Origin of the sequence: Pannonibacter phragmitetus, from assembly GCF_050510895.1 — a bacterium.
GTDB lineage: Bacteria > Pseudomonadota > Alphaproteobacteria > Rhizobiales > Stappiaceae > Pannonibacter > Pannonibacter phragmitetus_B.
Window position 1 is genome coordinate 1,360,781 of record NZ_JBNINT010000001.1, and the last position, 19,657, is coordinate 1,380,437.

General features: G+C 61.5%; 18 protein-coding genes, 1 tRNA gene and 1 pseudogene. 6 read left to right on the plus strand and 14 right to left on the minus strand.

Annotation, left to right across the window (positions count from 1 at the left end; genetic code table 11):
• Nucleotides 1-65 precede the first annotated feature (65 nt).
• A complete protein-coding gene (locus tag ACQB61_RS06390; protein ID WP_430511949.1) occupies nucleotides 66-1,913 on the minus strand; it encodes a heavy metal translocating P-type ATPase in 1,848 nt (615 codons plus the stop codon).
• A gap of 262 nt (nucleotides 1,914-2,175) precedes the next feature.
• Between ACQB61_RS06390 and arsH the strand changes: the two genes are divergently transcribed.
• Together arsH and ACQB61_RS06400 are read left to right on the plus strand one after the other, a co-directional pair.
• Nucleotides 2,176-2,910, plus strand: coding sequence for an arsenical resistance protein ArsH (arsH, locus tag ACQB61_RS06395; protein WP_430511950.1), 735 nt, complete (start codon nucleotides 2,176-2,178; stop codon nucleotides 2,908-2,910).
• Between the two features lie 94 nt (nucleotides 2,911-3,004).
• A complete protein-coding gene (locus ACQB61_RS06400; RefSeq protein ID WP_430511951.1) occupies nucleotides 3,005-3,943 on the plus strand; it encodes an ornithine cyclodeaminase family protein in 939 nt (312 codons plus the stop codon).
• A gap of 182 nt (nucleotides 3,944-4,125) precedes the next feature.
• Here ACQB61_RS06400 and ACQB61_RS06405 read toward each other — a convergent pair whose 3' ends face one another.
• The 8 genes from ACQB61_RS06405 to ACQB61_RS06440 all read right to left on the minus strand — a co-directional run bounded on the left by ACQB61_RS06405 (nucleotide 4,126) and on the right by ACQB61_RS06440 (nucleotide 11,815).
• A complete protein-coding gene (locus ACQB61_RS06405) occupies nucleotides 4,126-4,572 on the minus strand; it encodes a carbonic anhydrase (RefSeq protein ID WP_430514312.1) in 447 nt (148 codons plus the stop codon).
• A gap of 908 nt (nucleotides 4,573-5,480) precedes the next feature.
• Nucleotides 5,481-6,062, minus strand: coding sequence for an ATP-binding cassette domain-containing protein (locus tag ACQB61_RS06410; RefSeq protein ID WP_430511952.1), 582 nt, complete (start codon nucleotides 6,060-6,062; stop codon nucleotides 5,481-5,483).
• The gene (locus ACQB61_RS06415) at nucleotides 6,059-6,793 is read right to left on the minus strand and encodes an ABC transporter permease (protein WP_430511953.1); all 735 of its coding nucleotides are present in this window, start codon (nucleotides 6,791-6,793) and stop codon (nucleotides 6,059-6,061) included. The genes ACQB61_RS06410 and ACQB61_RS06415 overlap by 4 nt, the downstream gene beginning before the upstream one ends.
• The gene (locus ACQB61_RS06420) at nucleotides 6,790-6,972 is read right to left on the minus strand and encodes a hypothetical protein (RefSeq protein WP_430511954.1); all 183 of its coding nucleotides are present in this window, start codon (nucleotides 6,970-6,972) and stop codon (nucleotides 6,790-6,792) included. Before ACQB61_RS06420 ends, ACQB61_RS06415 begins: the two co-directional genes overlap by 4 nt.
• 734 nt (nucleotides 6,973-7,706) lie before the next feature.
• Entirely contained in the window at nucleotides 7,707-8,720 is a 1,014-nt protein-coding gene (locus tag ACQB61_RS06425) for a class I SAM-dependent methyltransferase (RefSeq protein ID WP_430511955.1), read from the minus strand.
• A complete protein-coding gene (locus ACQB61_RS06430) occupies nucleotides 8,714-10,807 on the minus strand; it encodes a TonB-dependent receptor (RefSeq protein WP_430511956.1) in 2,094 nt (697 codons plus the stop codon). Before ACQB61_RS06430 ends, ACQB61_RS06425 begins: the two co-directional genes overlap by 7 nt.
• A gap of 88 nt (nucleotides 10,808-10,895) precedes the next feature.
• Nucleotides 10,896-11,504 (minus strand): helix-turn-helix domain-containing protein, encoded by a 609-nt coding sequence (locus ACQB61_RS06435; RefSeq protein ID WP_430511957.1) that lies wholly within the window; start codon nucleotides 11,502-11,504, stop codon nucleotides 10,896-10,898.
• A complete protein-coding gene (locus ACQB61_RS06440; protein WP_430511958.1) occupies nucleotides 11,471-11,815 on the minus strand; it encodes a hypothetical protein in 345 nt (114 codons plus the stop codon). The genes ACQB61_RS06435 and ACQB61_RS06440 overlap by 34 nt, the downstream gene beginning before the upstream one ends.
• A gap of 327 nt (nucleotides 11,816-12,142) precedes the next feature.
• On the opposite strand from ACQB61_RS06440, the gene ACQB61_RS06445 reads away from it, so the two are divergent.
• Nucleotides 12,143-13,522 carry a GntP family permease gene (locus ACQB61_RS06445; RefSeq protein ID WP_430511959.1) on the plus strand — a complete coding sequence of 460 codons (1,380 nt, stop codon included), beginning with the start codon at nucleotides 12,143-12,145 and terminating at the stop codon, nucleotides 13,520-13,522.
• A gap of 165 nt (nucleotides 13,523-13,687) precedes the next feature.
• Here ACQB61_RS06445 and ACQB61_RS06450 read toward each other — a convergent pair whose 3' ends face one another.
• From ACQB61_RS06450 to ACQB61_RS06470, 5 genes and pseudogenes are all read right to left on the minus strand, one after another.
• A complete protein-coding gene (locus ACQB61_RS06450) occupies nucleotides 13,688-14,494 on the minus strand; it encodes a DUF3883 domain-containing protein (protein WP_430511960.1) in 807 nt (268 codons plus the stop codon).
• Between the two features lie 105 nt (nucleotides 14,495-14,599).
• Nucleotides 14,600-14,690: transfer RNA gene (locus ACQB61_RS06455), tRNA-Ser, on the minus strand.
• A 237-nt stretch (nucleotides 14,691-14,927) separates the two neighbouring features.
• Nucleotides 14,928-15,203 carry a hypothetical protein gene (locus ACQB61_RS06460; RefSeq protein WP_430511961.1) on the minus strand — a complete coding sequence of 92 codons (276 nt, stop codon included), beginning with the start codon at nucleotides 15,201-15,203 and terminating at the stop codon, nucleotides 14,928-14,930.
• Nucleotides 15,204-15,620: 417 nt separating this feature from the next.
• Complete coding sequence (locus ACQB61_RS06465) at nucleotides 15,621-16,145, minus strand: ureidoglycolate lyase (RefSeq protein WP_430511962.1); 525 nt, start codon at nucleotides 16,143-16,145, stop codon at nucleotides 15,621-15,623.
• Nucleotides 16,142-16,971: pseudogene (locus tag ACQB61_RS06470) on the minus strand (bifunctional allantoicase/(S)-ureidoglycine aminohydrolase). Before ACQB61_RS06470 ends, ACQB61_RS06465 begins: the two are co-directional and overlap by 4 nt.
• Nucleotides 16,972-17,343: 372 nt before the next feature.
• On the opposite strand from ACQB61_RS06470, the gene ACQB61_RS06475 reads away from it, so the two are divergent.
• From ACQB61_RS06475 to ACQB61_RS06485, 3 genes are read left to right on the plus strand one after another with little or no spacing between them, the layout of a single operon-like run.
• Nucleotides 17,344-18,468: an AI-2E family transporter gene (locus ACQB61_RS06475; RefSeq protein WP_430514313.1), complete on the plus strand. Its 1,125-nt coding sequence runs from the start codon at nucleotides 17,344-17,346 to the stop codon at nucleotides 18,466-18,468.
• A 60-nt stretch (nucleotides 18,469-18,528) separates the two neighbouring features.
• Nucleotides 18,529-18,909: an MbcA/ParS/Xre antitoxin family protein gene (locus tag ACQB61_RS06480; protein ID WP_430511963.1), complete on the plus strand. Its 381-nt coding sequence runs from the start codon at nucleotides 18,529-18,531 to the stop codon at nucleotides 18,907-18,909.
• Nucleotides 18,869-19,645: an RES family NAD+ phosphorylase gene (locus ACQB61_RS06485; RefSeq protein WP_430511964.1), complete on the plus strand. Its 777-nt coding sequence runs from the start codon at nucleotides 18,869-18,871 to the stop codon at nucleotides 19,643-19,645. Before ACQB61_RS06480 ends, ACQB61_RS06485 begins: the two co-directional genes overlap by 41 nt.
• Nucleotides 19,646-19,657 lie beyond the last annotated feature (12 nt).

A 19,657-nucleotide genomic window follows, 5' to 3' on the forward strand; every position in this document is an offset into this window, starting at 1 on the left:
CAGGCGCTGCAGTTTGTGCGGCAGCTGGAGCCTGGCTTTTGCTGGCATGAGGCGCGCTGATCGTTTCAGGGCGTGATCCGGAGGGCGCGCAGGGCATTGAGAATGACTGCCACGTCTATGGCTTCCTGGATCAAAGCGCCTTGCAGGGGCGTCAGATAGCCGAGGGCGGCAGCGGCCATGCCCAGAACCGAAAGACCGGTCCCTGCTGCAACGCTTTCCAGTGCAATCCGCCGGGCTCCGCGTGCAACGCCGATACCGGGGGCAATCCGGTCGAGGCGGTCAACCAGAAGAATGGCGTCGGCGGCCTCGGCACTGGCTGCGGCCCCTCTGGCCCCCATCGCCACGCCAATATCTGCCGCTGCCAGCGCCGGGGCATCGTTCACGCCGTCGCCGATCATCATCACAGGGCCGTTCTTGCGTTCGCTCAAGACAAGCAGCACCTTTTGATCCGGTGTCAGATCGGCACGGATGCCATCAAGCCCAAGTCCGCGGGTTACACGTCTGGCGACCGCCTCACGGTCACCTGTGGCAAGAAGGATGCGTGCGACGCCTTGCCGGCGCAGAGAGGCCAGCATGAGATCCGTGCCCTCGCGCAGGGGATCGGCCATCACGAGATGCCCGGCCATCTTGCCGTCAACAGCAACGGCAACGGTAAGGGCGCCGGCTTCCAGTGCCGGTTTCATTCCGGCAGACAGCCCCAGACGCCGGGCAACAAATCCGGCGCCTCCAACGATCACCTGATGCCCGCCAGCCGAACCGCTGACACCTTCGCCGGGTATCTCTGTTGCATCCTCCGGGGGCGGCAGATGCAAGCCGCGCGTTCTGGCCTCCGCCACGACGGCCTGCGCCACAGGATGGCTCGATGCCTGATCCAGAGCCGCAGCAAGCCGCAGTATTTCATCGCCGGGCATGCCTCCGGCACTGTGGATGTCTATGATCTGCGGGTGCCCGGCCGTCAGCGTGCCTGTCTTGTCGAGGATGAGCGTGTGGACCCGTGCCATGGCCTCAAGGGCCCTGGCGCCTTTGATTAGCACGCCGAAATGGGCTGCCCGGGACAGTCCGCTGGCAAGCGCAACGGGAACCGCAAGGATCAGCGGGCAGGGCGTTGCCACGACCAGCACCGCGACAGCGCGCACCGGATCTCCCGCGAGCCACCATGCTGCTGCCGCCATGGCAAGGGTCACTGCAAGGAAGCCAAGCGACCATTGGTCCGCCAGCCGGGACATGGGAGCCCTGGAGCGTTGCGCCTCTTCGACGAGCCGGACGATCCCCGCATAGGTGCTGGTGCTGGCCTCGTGCGTTGCCAGCAGGTCGAAGGCATCGCCAGCATTTGTTGATCCGCTCAGTGCTTCCGCACCTTGCGCCAGCCGCACGGGCAAGGATTCCCCGGTCAGGGCGGATGTGTCCAGAAAAGCCAAGGCTGACGCAATGCATCCATCCACCGGCACGGCTTCGCCCTGCCGGATGAGCAGACGGTCGCCCGGTGCAACGGCGTCAAGCGCCACCGTTTCGAGACCGCCATTTCTGTATCGTGTTGCCGTGCGCGGCACGCGTGACAACAGGTCCCGCATTTCCCGCCTTGCGCGGCCTTCGGCGAAGCTCTCCAGAAAAGTGCCGCCGGAATACATCACCGCAACCACGGCTGCGGCCAGCGTTTCCCCAAAGGCAAGGGCGGCCGTCATGGACAGGGCGGCCACCACATCGAGGCCGGTCTCGCGGCGCATGAGGCTGCGCAAGATCTCAGCCAGCAATGCAGCAAGCACCGGCAATACTCCGGCGGTCCACACGATCCGGGCGGCGTCCTGATACGAGCTGAAGTGCAGCGCCAGTCCGGCTGCAAGGGCAGTGACGGCGATTGCCAGAAGCAGCGCCTTGAAACGGTCTGTTGGTGCCTTGTCTGTGATCGGTCCCAAGATAGGTTCTCCGCCGGCAGCGCCGCTCTTGCCGCATCCAGAAGCTAGCTTCTATCCGGTCACGTTTAAAGCTGTAGATGCCGGTGGCCTGTGGCTCAGGTTTTCCGGTTGCCGCTTCACGAGACACCGCTCGATAAGGGCTTCCCGCCACACGACAACGCGCTATGAATAGCACCTCAAGATCCATCCGGCGCCCGAGGACCTGCCGTATCAGACCCTGGCATCGGCCACGAACGATCATCGATGCGATAAGGAAACCTGAGTGTCTGACTTTTCTTCCCCTCATTCCACTCCACAGATCGACGAGACGTGTTTTGCAGCCATCGACGAAGACCGGCTGTTTTCTGCGCCCGTCAGCACTCATCCGGCGCGGATCCTGATCCTCTATGGGTCACTCAGGCCGCGTTCCTTCAGCCGGCTGTCTGCGGAAGAGGCGGGGCGTATCCTGACGCGGTTTGGCGCTGAAGTGCGGTTCTTCAACCCTTCGGGCTTGCCACTGGTGGATGATGGTGTTGATGCCAGCCATCCGAAGGTGCGCGAACTGCGCGATCTGGTGGCCTGGTCGGAGGGCATGGTGTGGTCGAGCCCCGAGCGCCACGGAGCCATGACCGGCCTGATGAAGACGCAGATTGACTGGATCCCGCTGTCAGATGGTGCCGTGCGGCCGACGCAGGGCAAGACCCTCGCCCTGATGCAGGTCTCGGGTGGATCGCAGAGCTTCAACGCGGTCAATCAGATGCGCATCCTTGGCCGCTGGATGAGAATGCTGACCATCCCAAACCAGTCCTCCATTCCGAAAGCCTTCCAGGAATTCGACGACGAGGGGCGGATGCGCCCGTCTCCCTTCTTTGACCGGATCGTCGATGTGATGGAGGAACTGGTGAAGTTTACGCTCCTGACCCGGGGGCGCTCGGACTATCTGGTTGACCGTTATTCCGAGCGCAGGGAAAGTGCCGAAGCATTGATGAAGCGGGTCAACCAGTCATCTGCAACATGACGTGACATGGACAGGCTGGCACCGGCTGGCACACAGTTTGAAGCCAGAACCTGACGATGAAGGGTCTGGGAGATGAAAGGGCCGGGAGGCGCAAATGAAGCTGATTGGGGCAGACGACGTCAACAAGGTGCTCACCTGGCCTGCTCTTGTGGAGGCCATGCGCGCTGCGCACCGGTTGGCCGAACCAACGGTCAAGGACATGCATCTGGCGTCCGGCAGTGGCAATCTTCTGGTTCGCTCCGCCTGGTTCCCGGGCAGGATGCTTGGCGTCAAGGCGGTCACGGTGTTTGCGGACAATCCGCGCGAAACGCCGCCGCGCCCGGCCGTGCAGGGCAGCTTTATCCTGTTTGATGGCGGCAGCGGCGCGCCGGTTGCCGTCATCGATGGTGCGGCCATTACCGCTTGGAAGACTGCCGCAGATTCGGCTCTTGGGGCCGATCTTCTTGCCCGTCAGGATGCAAGGGTTTTGCTGATGATCGGCGCTGGTGCCATGGCTGAGCCTTTGATACGGGCGCACCTGGCCGTGCGGCCTTACAGCACCGTTCTGCTTTGGAACCGCAGTCCGGAAGGGGCGGCAGCGCTTGCCGGCAGGCTCGGCGATCTGCCGGCAGAGGTGTGTGTTTGCGAGGATCTGCGCGCAGCCATGGCTCAGGCGGATGTGATCAGCAGTGCCACGATGGCGCAGACGCCGTTCATTCCTGGCGATGCGCTGCCGGAAGGTTGCCACCTTGACCTTGTCGGCGCCTACCGTCCGGATATGCGCGAAGCGGATGATACGGCACTTCAGCGCTCACGCCTCTTTGTCGATTGCCGTGATACCACTGTGGCCGAGATCGGTGAGCTGATGATCCCGATCCGAAGCGGGCTCATCACCGCTGGTGATGTTGCGGGCGATCTGTTCGACCTCGTTGCGGGGCGCGCGGGACGGCGAAGTGACTCTGAAATCACCCTCTACAAGAACGGCGGCGGTGCTCACCTCGATCTGATCACCGCTCAGTTGATCCACGACTTGCTTGACCGCCGGCCTGTTTAAAGGGGGTCGCAGTCTTGAGACTTTGCCGGCGTGCGCCGTTGGCCAGACAGTTTCGTTGCAGAGAGCTCTCCTGACGGCTGATCCTGCCGTGGCAGCATGTGCGCGGGGGCGGAGAAACAAAACGCCCCAGGCACTCCGGGCGCGGGGCAATGTGTCGCTCCACGCCCGGTCTGTGCAGCTTGTCAGAGGATGGAGACCTTGCCGGTTGCGATCTCGTAGATGCCGGCGACGGACTTGATTTTGCCGGAGGAGTGGAAGTCCGACAAGATCGGTCCGGTCGTCTCTGCTTTCTGGGCGTTGAGCCGGGCATTTTGGGCAGTTGCAGCGGCAAGCAGGTCTGCCGGATTTTCCGGCATGACATCGTAGACCGCCGGGCGGATGGCGTTGACAAGGCTGGGAAGGTGGCCGGGCGGCAAGGTGTTGTCGTGGATCGACTTGATCGTGGCGTCTACTGCGCCACAGGATGTGTGCCCCAGCACGAGGATCGCCTTGATGCCGAGAACTGCCGCGGCATATTCAAGACTGGCAAGACCGTCCTCATTGATGAAATTCCCGGCAACGCGGACGACGAACAGATCTCCCGGACCCTGGTCGAAGATCAGTTCGGGAACGACGCGGAATCTGCGCAGGTCACGACTGCCGCGAAGGGCTGCTGCCCTTCAGACCGCGCTGTGCGGCCCGCCGAATGGTCCGTGTTGATGGCCGCGTTGGCAACGTACCGGGCGTTGCCGTCAGCAAGTGCCTGCAGTGCTTCGCTGGCTGTTTGCGGCCGGGGGACGCCGCATCTGCACTGCCGCTGGCATAGGCAGAAGACATGAATGGTGCAGCAAGTCCAAGCGCCAACCCTCCCTTGAGAAGGCTGCGGCGAGCAATGGAGAAACCTGAACAATCCTGACACATGATATTCCCTCCTCAGAAATCAGGACAAATGAGCTGTCCTCTGGCTTGCTCCGGCCAGGGCCCTTTCGGCGCCAAGTGACCGGCTCTCAATATTCTGCCCTGACTTAGGGGCTTAACTTCGCACTCTAAAATCAGACTGTTATTGTTTTGTATCATCATTCGTATTTTATATTTATTATATCCGAATGTGAGCTTTCTGAGCGTAAAACGCATTTCGATATTATGCGTATTATATATGTGAATTTGCAATAGTTGAATTTTCTGCCACGTCAATCATCGGTCGCGGCGGTGCATTCAGGATAGAAGCACGGGTTTTGTCTTTGCCGGATGCGATCCTGGCCAAGTTCACTGAAGACGAACGGCTGCATGTCAGCAAGTTCCTCTCCTGCCAATCCAACCCGCCAGCCAAGGCCGCATTCTTCGATGTCTGGCAGTCCGGAGAGGGGCTGGATGGTGCATGTCTTCGTGTGGCCGGACCTGAGTTAGGTCGCGGATTCCGTCCCCTGTCACGCAGCCGGTCCGTGCGTTATCCCTGCGCTGAGTTGATCAATGCGGTGATGCGGCGCAACGCGAAGACTGAACAGAACGAAGTGCCGCCGTGGAGTGCCGGGGGCGGCGTTCGGGCATGATCTGTGTCTCACGCAAGCTGCAGGGTCTTTCCGCTGCGGGACACAGCTCGGGAGACGTCGTGAGTGATCTCGACGATAGCCATGTTCTCCCGCAGGTGCTGTGCCTCAATCTGATCGCGTGCCAGTCCCCAGGCGGACTGGTCAAGACCACTCAATGCCTCGTCAAGGAGCAGCACTTCGGGATGGACCAGTAGCGCCCTGGCCAAGGCAACCCGTTGAGCCTGGCCTTTGGACAGGCTGCCGGCCAGAGTATTGGCAAAGGCCGCAATATCGAGCGCGGCCAGCAGGGTTTCAGCTTCTGAGGTGGCGCGCGGGGCAACAAAGCGCAGATTTTCAAGCACACTCAAGTGACCGATGAGCCGAGGCTCTGCGAACACCATGCCAATGCGCTTCGGCCTGACCGTGATGCGGCCGGACGTCGGTTTGGTGAGCCCGGCAATGACCCGCATAAGGCTTGTCTTGCGTGCACCGCTTGGGCCGGTGATACGCAGGCAGCTGCCAGTCTCAACCGCAAATGAAACGCAGCTGAAGGCTGGCTCAGGGCGGCCGGGAAAGTGCAGTCCGATCTTGTCGCAGGCAAAGAGGCTCATGGCAGCTGCCGTTTGTTGACGATCAGGGAGAGCAGTGTTTCGGCGAGCCCTATCAGCAGGAGGATCACTGCAACCAGTGCAAACAGGCGGTCGGTCTGCAGCCAGCTTTGTGCCCGCTGCACAGCCGCGCCGAGCCCTTCCGCGCCGGAAAGGAGTTCTGTCAGCAAAGTCACGCGCAGTGCGTTGGCGGTTGCAACCCGAAGCGCGGGACCGAAGGCTGTCCATACGGCTGGCAGTACGATCCGCCGCAGCCGGGGCAGGAGTGGAACCTGGAAAATGCGCGCCATTTCAGCCAGTTCCGGGTCAATGGCAGACATTCCCTCCGCAACTGCGATCTGGAACACCGGAAGAAGCAGGATGGCGACGGTCAGGGTGACGGTGACCGTCCCTCCATCGAACCAAAGGATAAGGAGAATAGCGAGGATTGGCGCCGGAATACTCATCGTCAGCAGGCGCAAAGGCGCAAGGAATGCGGAGACAAGCCCCCAGCGCCAGGCAAGAAGACCAAGTGGCGCCCCAGCTGCCAGAGCCAGTGCAAGCCCGGATGCAGCGCGGGCGAGACTGGGCAAAAAGGCGTCCCGCCAAAAGCCCTTGTCGGCAAAGAGGTCAACGAGCGCCTGAAGAACGGCCAATGGCCCAGGTAGAACCGCAGGCAGGGTTTCGCGCGCCGCAAGCGACCAGAGCAGCACCAGTGCCGCCAGTCCTGCCATAAAGCACAAGTGACGTGTCATTGGCCGTAGAAGTCCGGTCTTGGCAGCGCAGCGCCAATGGCGGCAGGTTCAACGGCCATTATCTCGGCGTAGAATGCCGCAAGCTCTGGCGCATGTTCCGGCATGGACAGGTCCCGCGCGATGATGCGGCTGTAACCCTCCTGTGCCTGCGCAAGTTCGGGGAAAAACGGCTCAGCCACGCTGCTGCTGAACCTGGGTTATCTGCCACACGTCTGAAAGCGTCCTGATAGGCGCGTTTGAGCTCTGGCCGTTTGATCAGTGCCGGGTTCATGGCGACTACACCTGCGGGAGGGCATTCCGGCAACGCGGTTGCGCTCCTCCACAGGCGGCAAATACTTGCCAGACGAACGAGGCTTGTGTCCCTGGCCACGGCAAGGGACGCCATCGGCTCGGCAAGCAGTGCGGTTTCCACCTGACCTGCGAGCAACAGCTGCATCCCTGCAACCAGGCTGCCTGTGTAATAGGGCTGCCAGTGGTCCGGTCCGGGTGCCTCGATTCTCCGCATCAGAAGATCCGGAAGAAAGCCTTTGAACGGCAATGCCAGTTTGGCTCCCTTGAGCTCTGCAAGCGTACTGACTGGAGCGCCCCGGCCGACGATCGACAAGCTGCCCTCCGTTACGGTGGCTGACAACAGCGTGAGGTGAATGCCATTGGCCTCAAACAGCGCCGCAGTTGGTGCTGGCATCACCGCCATGGCTGGCGCATCGCCCTGCATCAGCTTGCGGAGGCCTTCCGGGCTAGTCCACGGGCGGAAGGTGAAGGTCACGCCAGCAACAGGTTGTGTCTCGGAGAGGACCACGAGCGGCGCACTTTCCCATATGGGGGGCCTGACAGAATGATCTCTTCTGCGCCGGATTTCAGCGGCGCCAGGAGAGCGAGGGCAAGCAGACAGCCTGTGAGGACTGAGAGGCGGTTAGGCATGAGTGCCGTCCTTGCGTGCTGCATCCAGCCGGAACCGGCCGAACGGCGTGTCGTGTGTGGTGTTGCTGGGGCGGACAAGGCCTGCCGCAGCCATCGCCCCGGCGATCTCGCCTTCGGCAAAGGATACGTCCCCTTGCCGCAGGGCAGGGAGCAAGCGCCCGATTACATGCTCTGGCGGGCCGGTGCGCTCATCTGTAAGTGCCTCGTGAAAGCTGACGAGCACGCCGCCAGGCTTCAGGCGCTGTGAGAGCCTGACAATCAGATCGGGAAGGCCTTGATCGTGGAAATAGAGCGACATCGAACACCAGATGATGTCGAAAGCGCCCTCTGGCAGTGTCTGCGTGTAACTGCCTGGCCACACCCGAACCGGCAGGCCGTCTGCCTCCGCCTCGATCCGTTGCGCCACCGGTGGCAGATCGAAGAGCGTGATGCTGAGTTCTGGCCGCTTCTCCAGCAAAAGCCGGGATAGAACCGCAGAGCCTGGCCCGACTTCGAGAAGATCAGACGCGGCAGCCCATTCGGGAAGCCCGGTCAGACATGTTGCCATGACTTCGGCGGCCAGCGCCTGATGGAAGGCGCTGAGTGCCCGATGGCTTGCATCCCAATGCGCGTCGTCGAACAGGCGCTTCTGACCACTTGAGCCGCGGCCTGCGACAAGCGCGTCGAACTGATCCAGGCCGGTGAGCCGGGTTTTGGCCATGGACCGCAAAGTCTCGACCATGTTGCGGCTGCTATCGCTGCTAACGAAAGGCAAAATGTCACCTGCGGTGCAAAATCCTTCCGCCGATTGCTCCAGAAACCCAGCCGCTACCAGTGACCGCAGGACGAGGCCCAACTGCTGCTCCGGCAGGCTCATCGACCGGCTGAGCTCTTCTACTCTCACCGGGTTGCGGCAGCAGTTGAAGAGGTCCTTGTCGAGCGCCCACGTGAGGAGTGCGTACCGGATTGGCCCCTCGAGGGTGGCCAGCAGGCGGCCTGCGCCTGTTTCCCGTTGCAGGTTCACCATGTCATCCGCCAGTTGAGACCGATCTTGCGCGGGCTGCCATCTTCGGCAACTACACCCCGCGTTGTGCTTGCGGCGGCGCTGTAATAAGCCTCATCGAACAGGTTCTTTGCCCAGAGAGTCAGTTCGCCGTTGCCGATCTTGCGGGAAATCTCCGCATCAACGGTCATGTAACCCTTCTGCTTGACGGTATTGCCAGGGTCGAACCAGTAACCGGTTGATCCGCTCAGGCTGATGCGGCCACTCCAGACTTCGCCCCGATGGGAGAGGGCGAGGCCCCAGGTCACATCCGGGGCCAGGGGCAGGGCGTTGCCCGACCAGTTGACTGGCATCAGCATACCGGTGGCAACATCAACCGATGTGGTTTCGAGCGATGTTGCGCGAGCCCGCTGCCAGCCGGCATTCGCAATCAGTTCAAAACCGTGGCCAAGCGGGGCAACGGCTTCTGCCTCGATGCCGTAGATTCTGGCTTCGCCGGCATTTGAAATGAACTGTGCCGCACCGGGGATCGTCTCGGTGATCTGCTTGTCTTTCACAGTGGTATGGAAGGCCGTAAGTGCCAGCGAGCCGCCGCCGTCGAGCTCGTGCTTGATACCTGCCTCGGTCGCCCAGCTGTGTTCTGCATCATAGCCAAAGCTCCCCGAGCTGTTGGCGAAGCCATAATTGTATCCGGCCGGCATATATCCGCGCGCCAGACTGGCGTGCACCGTCGTTGCCCCGGTCAGATCATACGCAGCGGTGAACTTCGGCAGGACCTCAGTCGTGTTGTCGCTGCCGCTGTAACGCAATCTGGAGCGGGGCGAAGTGAAACGCTGCCAGGCGTTGGAGGATACATGATCAATCCTCAGTCCTGAGCCCAGGCGGAACCGGTCACTGAGCGCATATTCAGCAAATCCGAACAGGGCGGCACCTGTCTGGTCGATCTCTGTGTGTCTGTATGTGCTCATGGAGCCGAGATCGAAGTCGGCCTTGGTCCATTGGCGGAAGCCGCTTACGCCGACGGTCCACTTCAAGGCTTCCCCGTTCGCCGAGGTGAGGCGGATTTCCTGCGACACAGTTCTGTCGCTCAGGTCCATGCTGGTAACACCCAGCCGCAGAGGCGAGCCGTCGAAGTCGAGCTCGAAGTCCCGGTCGAACGTGGCAAGGCCGGTTATTGCGGTCAGATCAAAAGTGTCGAAGACGCCCTGATATTCGAAGGCCGAAACGGTGCTGCGCCTGTTCTCGGACGAAGGGTCAGAATAGACGCTTTGAAACCGCTCTGTCGCCAGAGGTCCGGCAATATAGCGGAACTGCTCCTTGTTGAACTTATGGTCTTCGGCCACGGTTGTGAGGCGCAGATGGCCGCCGTCATTCAGCTCCCACTCAAGCCCGCCGAAACCGGTGGCACGGCGGGATTTCCCTCCATTCTTGCTGCCGGTTACGGGGTTGCTCATTACGCCCGGATCATGTGCTGCTTCCAGACCGAAGGTCAGTCCCGGGCCGTCCTCTATGCGGCCTGACCAGATAGCTGATCCATTGCCGCCGACAGGCGCCGCTCCGGCATCCGAACCCTCAGCTCCCAGACGCACTGTGACACCTTCCCGTGTGCCCGGTCGTATCGTGTCGAACGAAAGAAGCCCGGCTTCCGAATTGCGTCCGAACGCCGTTCCCTGTGGGCCCTTGAGCAGAGTTACGGTTTCGGCACCGAAGAAGTGCGGCAGCTGGATCGTACCCATGGGGAGAGGCACGCCATTCACAAGATATCCGACCGGGTCTGAGAGGGCGTTGTCAAAGGCCGATATGCCCCGCACGACCAGCCGCTCCTGCGAGTTGGCTCGCTGGAAAACCGTGTTCGCCGACCGCGCCACGACCGCATCAAGATCTGGGGTAACCGGTTGGTCGAGGTCTCTGTCTGTCAGGACTGTGGCTGTGGTTGCCGATTTTGACGCCATCTCTTCCCAGAAGTTGGCAAAAATCGTTATGGCCTTCAGGTCAGTGGCAGCTTCTTCGGCTCTCAGGCTGGCCGGCAGCAGGATGCTGGCCAGAGCGGTTGTCAATGTTAAGACGGCAACTGGACGCAGCTGGGAACGAAAGCGGGTATCAAGGGACATGGCTGGCCTCCTTTTCGGAGGGAACCTGTCATGCGGTCAGCATCAAGGCTTGTAGCTGACGAAAAAGAACTTGCATCGGGCGAAATTTTCAGAGTTTTTGCCTCATATTTTTCCGCCAGGCACTTGCCGTTGAGCCGAAGCGCTTGCGGAAGGCATTGGACAAATGACTTGCATCAGAAAAGCCGCAGTCGCCTGCTATTTCGGTCAGGCTGCGGTCAGTGAGACGGACCATGCGTTCTGCAGCCTCAAGGCGCAAGGTGCGCAGCCGTTCGAAAACGGTCGCTCCCGTTGCCTTGCGGAAGATCTGGTTGAGCGTGACATGGCTCAACCCGGCCTCGCGTTCGATGTCCGCCATGGAGATGGTTTCTGCCAGCCGTTCTGCAAGAAGGGCGGTCAGGCGTTGCACCAGTAGCGCTGTATCGTCTGTCACGCAGTCTGGCCGCGGGCACGCGGACAGCTCCTCGATAGCGTGGCCGATCAAGGCAAGGCACTGCCCTTCCTTGCGCAGCATCGCCGCCGGAGTTGTACGCCCATCCAGAAGCTGTTCGAGCGCGGTTCCTCCCGGTACCGGCAGGCGCAGGCGGCGGAACGGCGCGCTTGGCGGCAATGCCTGCTCCAGCAGATGCGACAGTGCCGGGGAGAGCAACTGGACGGACTGTGAAATCACGAGGTTCGAGCAGCCATCCCCCTTCTCCACGATCCTGCGCAGGCGGCGGCCGCCCGACCGGATGATCCAGGCCTCGCCGCCGCTGATCTCATGCCGTGCCCCCGAGGATTGGTGAGCACCATGCGTCCGCTGAGATTGAAGGCGAGGATCAATTGGTCCTCCGGCCGGCGGATCTCATCTTCGTGCCGCTCTGCTGGAGAGAAATGGCTGTGAGCCAAAACAAGCCCGCGGCCTATTCGCAAGACATCCACATGGGTGTCGCGATGCAGGCCCGGCAAGGTGACGCAGGCTGCGCGCCCGTTTTCATGTGGGGTGAAACGATGTGGCTCGATCAGGCTCATGCACCTATCCCCTGGCGTTAGCGCCGGTCTGTTTCCGGTCAGGCGCTGACGATCTGGCTGTCTTGATTGGTCTGGGAAAGCTGGCGAATGGGCTTGCTGTTTCACAATCTGATATCCTGCATCCATTTACAAGCCATGCGCCGCATCTATGGTGTGGTTGCCGGGGTCCGCTCGTGCCGGTATGTTGCCGCGATGCAGCATGAGGGTGACATGGGCAACGCAAGCACTTGCATGAAGATCAACCCGGCGCTTCAAGGCACAAGGCCGCAGCTTGGCCGGGATCTGGCTTCAGGAAAATTTCCGCAAGACCGGCAGGGGATTTAGGCAGTGACAGGTATCCTCGTCATCCTGTTGACCCTCGCTGCCCTGATTTATCTGGCCTATCTGGGAGTGAGCCTGCTGCTTCTGGCCCCGGCCATGGCGATGCTGGCTGTGTTGTTCGCCGAGGGAGGCCCGCTGCTGGCCAGCTATACGCAGGTGTTCATGCAGGCCACCGGCAGCTTCATCATTCAATATTTTCCGCTGTTTTTGCTGGGGGCGGTGTTCGGCAAGCTGATGGAGGCATCAGGCTCCGCGCGGGTTCTGGCAGATGGCATTATTCGCGGGCTGGGGCCAAGCCGGGCCATTCTGGCAGTGATCCTCTCCTGTGCCGCGATGACCTATGGTGGGGTATCGCTGTTTGTCGTGGCCTTTGCCGTCTGGCCCATAGCATCCGCGCTGTTCCGCGAGGCTGATCTGCCCAAGGTGCTGATTCCTGCGACCATTGCTCTCGGGGCCTTCACCTTCACCATGACAGCGCTGCCCGGCACGCCTGCCATCCAGAATGCGATCCCGATGCCTTACTTCGGCACGACGCCTTTTGCAGCACCCGGACTGGGGCTGATCTGCGCTGGGCTTATGCTGGGGCTTGGCTGGGCCTGGCTGGAGTACCGTGCACGCGCCCTTGGCTCTGGTTACGGAGAGCCGGATAGTGATGCGGGTGGACCTGATGCAGGAGCCGCGCCCGGACTGCTGGTGGCAGCCGCACCGCTGGTGCTCGTGCTGTCGCTGAATCTTGGCTTCACCTTTCTGGTGATCCCGGCGATGGACACCGGCTATCTGGCGCAGCCCGAGTTTGGCGGAACCGATGTGGGCGCGCTGCGCGGGGTCTGGTCGATCATATCGGCGCTGACGCTTGCTTCTCTGGCGCTGGTGGCCATGAACTGGCGCCGTCTTGTGGCTGGTCTGTCCGGGACGCTGGATGAAGGCGCCAAGGATGCACTCATGCCGATCTTCAACACGGCAAGCCTCGTCGGTTTTGGCGCCGTGATTGCTTCCCTTCCAGCTTTCGGGCTGATCCGCGACTGGGTGATCACCTTGGGCGGGGACAACCCGCTGGTCTCGCTGGCGGCCGGCACAAGCCTTCTGGCTGGAATTACGGGATCAGCCTCTGGCGGGATGTCGATTGCTCTCTCGACACTGGGCGGGACCTATCTGGCCATGGGGCAGGCGGCAGGGGTGTCTCCCGAGCTCTTGCACCGGGTGACGGCGGTGGCGACAGGCGGACTGGATGCACTGCCGCACAACGGCGCTGTCATCTCCCTGCTGACCATCTGCGGGCTGACGCACAGGGAAGCCTACCGGGACATTTTCATGGTCGCCGTCGCCATCCCCGTGCTTGCCCTTGTGGTGCTGGTGGCCATCGGCACGGTGTTCGGAAGTTTCTGAAGCGCTGTGCCCGGAAATCCCGGTATCATGACTCGCCGTGTTTTGGATACTGCCGCCAAGCTGCCCCGCGTTCTCGTCTGCCAGCAAGTTTGAGTGGGGTCCAACTCTCAAAGCAGTATGCCAAGACGGCCTTCTACTGGAAGCTCGCCTGAAAAGCGGTTGCCGTTAGAGACACGTGGGCCTCAAGGGGGGATGGAGTTCAAAGGCTTTCGGCTCGCGAGAGAAATTCCACAGCCGCATCAGGCACCACTCGTCCCGCCGCTCATTGGCAACATCCAGTTCGTTGCGGGAGATATGGAAAGGTGTACGTTCCCAGCCGTTGGTGGTCTTTACCTCGACCAGCCGCAGGCGGCCATCCGGCTGGAAGCTGCCGATATCATAGCCTGCGCCGTCGCCATCCTCCTGAGAGGTCCAGCGCACTTTTCGCGCCAGATCGTTACGTCCGGCGGCGCGCAGTGTGAAGCGTTCATAGTCCAGAACGAATTCTTCCCCTGCCTTGCCGAGTGCACGATTCCGTTCGTCCCGTCCCGCCACGTCAAACTTGCGGGCGATGCGCAGCATCTGTTCCAGCTCCTGCGGGGGCGGCTGATTGGTTCGGGTTGGGGCAGGGCCGATCCAAAGGGAGCCTGGTTCATGCAGGCCGCCGTTTTCGGAAGTGCGGTCTTGCCTGCGCTCCGTCCAGGCAGGATTGCGGGCGAGCCATTCCGCCACTGCGTCTTCGAGCGATGTTTGAAAGTTGAAGGCTGGCTTGTAGCCTGAAATCCAGGTTTCGCCGAAACCCTTCAGGACGGCGCTGATGTTCTGGTGCTTGAATTCGATAGAGCCTTCGGTGCGCCCATGCAGATATGGCAGCAGCGCACGCCGGTGTTCCGTCTTGCTATAGGGGTGCCCGGCGCAATCGTCGGCCAGCATCGCGAAATAGTCCGCGACGATCAGCCTGTTCTCGTCATCTGTCCAGTCTACGCCAGCCATGAGGTCAGGCTACAGGCCTAAAAGACAATTGTCATCAGCAGCATGAGCTCGATATCTCATGTCTGTGTTGAAGAGCTTTGTCTGACGATGCGCTAAAGAAGGGGGTGGCGGAGAGGATGGGATTCGAACCCACGAGACGCTTTTGACGCCTACTCCCTTAGCAGGGGAGCGCCTTCGACCACTCGGCCACCTCTCCGGTGGAGACCCTGATAAAGGATCTTGCGCTGAATGCAAGTGATTTGCGCAAGGGGCTGTGGATTCTGGAAGGCAGTTCAGCGGGTTGGGGAAAACTCGTGTCTTGCGTCGGCAAGAAAGGCGGAAAAGGGCGGGCTGACGCTGATCTGGCGGTCAGCCCGTCACCTTGAACCTGAGTGATCATGCTTTGCCGGTGCGCCGGTCGCTTTGGCCGGAAGGCGCTGTCCGGTTGCGCGTTTCACTGCAGGCGCAGCCATTCGCGGGCGAGGCGCTGTGCCGTCGCGATGTCTGCGGCGGACATTTCGCTGGAGATTTCCTTGCGGTAGCTCGCAGCCTCCGCGTTGCCCTTCATGGCGGCAAGGTTGAACCACTTGTGGGCGCTGACGAGATCGGCAGTGCCGCTGCGGCCGGCTGCGCAGTCAAGACCCATCTGGAAGAGGATGCTGGCCGAAGTTCCAGGGGCGGTGCCGCCCATGATGGCCATGTCGGCCTGATGCATTTCAAAACGTGCCATTTGCGGTTCCTGTCTTCAAACCCCGCTTTGCGGTGGTCCTGCCCTTGCAGTGTTTTGTCGTCGTCCCTGTTGATGACTTCGGCCCGGCGCTCTTTGAGGCTTCTGTGTGCCTTGGTCTGGAAGCGGCTCCGTCTTTGCGGAGATTGCCTGCGTCCTTGAAGGAAATACTGCCCGGGCGGGCTGAAAGGGCCGTTAAAACTTTAACTTAATGCAATTCAAACAAGACTCTAACCAGATGTAAAATTTACATCTGCTTAAGCAGGATTCGGCTGAAAGCAGTTTGGAATCAGCCCCCGTTGCTTACACTTCTCCGAGCCGTGGTGACGATTTATTCACCACGGTGGAAGAAGGCGGCTGGGGAAGACATGAAAAGACTGGAAAACGCTACGCGCAGATTTGGTGGCGGAAGGTATCCGGTCAGCCGAGCGTGACCTCGAAAGCTGTATCGAGCCAGTGCTCTTCCAGATTGGCGCTGGTGCCAATGCGGTCAATGACGGCGAAGAGGCCCGGCGCCTCCAGCGGCGTCAGCACCCCATGCCATGTGCCGCGCAAAAGGTTGATGGCCTGACCCGGCTGAGTGAGGAAGGCGCGGGGCGTGCCGGGGCGGCCATTCTCGTCCTCTGCTGTGATGACCAGGAAGGACGTAAGGCTCATCGGCACAAAGGCCTGACTGCCATCCGGATGCCGCTCGAGCATTTCCAGCCGGTAGGGCAGGGCGCGTGGCTCGGCCTTGAAAATGGAAAGTCCCGCCCGCCCGTCCGGCCCGAAGTCCAGCCGTGCCCGGTCGTGAAAGCGCCCGCACAGGCCCTGATTGATCAGCCGGTCCGGAGCGCCCTCCGCATCCAGCACATCGCCGAACGGACGGAAGGCTTCTGCGGTCAATGGCTCAGTAACGATCCGGGGCAGGGCAGCCCCGGATGCCGTTTGGGCGGCCCTTGTCATCGGCCAAGCACTCCGGAGAGTTTCGCGTGACGGTTCACGTCCTTGTAGAGCAGGTAGCGGAAGCGGCCGGGACCGCCCGCATAGCAGGCCTGCGGGCAGAAGGCGCGCAGCCACATGAAGTCTCCCGCTTCCACTTCCACCCAGTCCTGGTTGAGCTTGTAGACGGCCTTGCCCTCCAGCACATAAAGCCCGTGTTCCATCACATGGGTTTCTTCAAAGGAATCAGCCCGCCAGGCTGGAAGGTGACCACATTGACATGCATGTCGTGGGAAAGGTCAGACGGATCGACAAAGCGGGTGGTTGCCCAGGCGCCGTTGGTGCCGGGCATAGCCACGGGCTCGATGAGCTTTTCGTTGGTGACGAATGCCTTGGGCCGGGCGATGCCGGGGGCGTCCTCATAGGCCTTGCGCACCCAGTGGAAATGGGCGGCCGTACTGCCGGGGTTGGTCAGCGTCCAGCCGCTTTCCGGCGGCAGATAGGCAAAGCCGCCCGGCTCCATGATGTGTGTGGTGCCATTGACTGTGAGGCTGAGTGTGCCTTCGGTGACGAACAGCACACCCTGTGCCTGCCGGTCAGGCTCCGGCGCGGCAGAGCCGCCGCCCGGCTGCAGTTCCATCACATACTGGCTGAAGGTCTCGGAAAAGCCGCTCATGGGCCGGGCAATGATCCAGCAGCGCAGTCCCGTCCAGCCGGGGAGGCAGGACGTCACGATGTCGGAAAACACGCCTTTGGGAATGACGGCATAGGCGGGCGTGAAAAGGGCGCGGCCTGTGTGGAGGGCAGTCTGGGGCGGAAGACCGCCCTGGGGCACATGGTAAGCGGACATGAATTCTCTCGAAGGTGTGCAGGTCCCTTGAAGACCTTTCGTGTTACCTTAGCCCGGAAAGCCGGGGACTGGCGAGCCCCCGGCGCCTCATTCGCAGGCGTGGTCAGCGCAAAAAGACGGCAGGCTGCCCAGTGGGGATACGGGTTGGCGCAAGGGGCTGGCAGTGCGGCTTGCGCCAAGTTGACCAATCATTTGCACTGGATGGTTTTTTGGGCTCGACCGGCCAATGGCGGTGGCAATCGGCAGCGTGATTTGCCATGTTTCAGGCTAGAAGCAGCAGCAGATGGCGCGGCTGGAGTAAACGGCGTGCGGCAAGTCCGGGAATGGGCAGCCGGTGTGCCTGAGCAGGAAGAGATCGGACCCGATTCCGTCATGGATCATTCAGTGAAGGAAAACGTTCCAGCCACACAGGATGTGTCTGTGCGTACCCGCCGCCCATTGATTACAGACATGGCTGCCGCGCGGTGGCTGCTGCTGTTCGTTCTTGCGGCCTCCATCTGGTTCTTCCACGGCTTCATCGTGCCGGTGCTGGCGGCGACCGTGATTGCCTTTGCCAGCTGGCCGCTGCTGCGGCTGATCGAGCGGCGCCTTGCCTGCGGGCGCATACTTGCGGCAAGCCTTATGCTGCTGATGATCATCGGCTTCATCGTGGCACCGGTCACCTATGCCATGATCTATGCGGTGGGCGAATCCCAGTCATGGATCAGCTGGGCGATAGCGGTGAACCAGAATGGCGAGACGGTGCCGGGCTGGATTGCCAATCTGCCGCAGGTCGGGCCCTGGCTGACCATCCAGTGGGACAAGTATATCGGCCATCCAGGTGCCATAGGTGAACTCATCCAGCTTGTCAGCGGTGCCAATATTGGCACCATCTATCGCGGCATTCTCACGGCAAGCACTCTGGTCTTCCATCTCGCGCTGACGCTCATCTTCATGCTGATTGCTCTCTTCATCCTCTACCGGGATGGGGAGAAGATCGCTGCGCAGATCGACCGCGTGGGCCAGCGTATCCTGCCCGAGCGCTGGGACAGGCTTTCCCGCGTTGTGCCGGCCACCATCAGCTCCACCGTCACCGGCATGACGCTGATCGCCATCGGCGAGGGCATTGTCCTTGGCATCGCCTATGCCATTGCGGGTGTGCCGTCTCCGGTCACACTCGGCGTCATCACTGGCTTCATGGCACTCATTCCCGGCGGTGCGCCGCTGTCCTTCTCGCTTGTGTCGGTCTATCTGGTGGCCAGCGGCTCCACGGTTGCAGGTGTCGCCCTGTTTCTTTGGGGCACGACGGAGCTCTTCATCGTTGACAAGACCATCCGCCCGCTGCTCGTCGGCGGCCCGGTGAAACTGCCGTTCCTGCCAACCTTCTTCGGCCTCATCGGCGGCGTGAAAACCATGGGCATCGTCGGCCTCTTCGTCGGCCCGGTGCTGATGGCCCTGCTAGTCGCCATGTGGCGCGAATGGCAGCGTGAGATTGATGTGTCGTCACGGGTGAGGTGACATACAGCCCTTTTACATGAAAGAATTTGATGTTATCCTTTCTGTAGAAAGGAGCTGCTCATGGCGCTTATTCATCAGATCATGCAAAAGCCCGAGGCTGGTGCCGTGTTGACCAAAGCTGCGCTGCGTGCGGCTGAAAGGCTTGGTCTTCTTGGCCGTCAGCTGGCCGATATCGTCGGCGTGTCCGAGGCAACCGTGTCGCGTTGGAGGCGAGGCGAAAGCCTGCTGGAGCCGGGTACGAAGCCTTTCGAGCTTGCCGTGCTTCTTGTTCGTGCCTTCCGTTCGCTGGATGCGATTACCGGTGGTGATGAGGCTGTGGCAAGGCGCTGGCTGACTGCCCACAATACGGCACTGGCTGCAAAGCCGGTTGACCGCATGATGCAGATACAGGGTCTTGTCGATGTCACCGCCTATCTGGACGCAAGACGCGCTCCGCTCTGAGGCTCGCCCCTATGAAGGGCTCGCGTGGCGGTTCGTTGAAGCTCAGCATCGTGTTTCGACGTTGAAGCTCGTTGATAATCTGGCGGAGCAGGCCGCGCTTGAGGAGATTCTCGAACTCAGCAAGCCGCTGGTGCCGGAAAGCTGCCGGGGCCTTGATTATCTTCTGACAACGCCATTTCGTTACCGTCCCTATCCGAACGGGTCCCGCTTCCGCCGCGCTGGTCTGACAGAGGGCGTCTGGTATGGGGCGGAGGCGCCTGAGACGGCTGCGGCAGAAGTCGTCTTCTACCGCTTCTGTTTCTACGCCGAGAGTCCGGAGACGCCGTTTCCCGATGACGCGTCCGAATATACCTGCTTCTCCGTCAAGGTCGGAACACCTGTGGCGATCGACCTGATGCAAGGGGCTCTAGCAGCAGACCATGCGGTCTGGACGCATCCGGTGAACTATGCCCCATGTCAGGAACTGGCCGATGAGGCGCGGGCAATTGGCGCCGAGATCATCCGCTACGCCTCTGTCCGCGATCCGGAAGGACGGGCCAATCTTGCGGTGCTGACGTGCAGTGCCTTTGCGCAGCCGCAGCCCTCCGACCGCCAGACCTGGCGCATTCGCATCGGGCCCAATGGCGGGCAGGCGCTTCGTGAGTTCCCGAGGCTTGGTCTTGAGTTTTCAGCCACGGACTTCGCGGCAGATCCCCGCCTTGCGGGAATGGACTGGAACCGCCCCCGCGCACGGTGAGCGGCGTTCCCC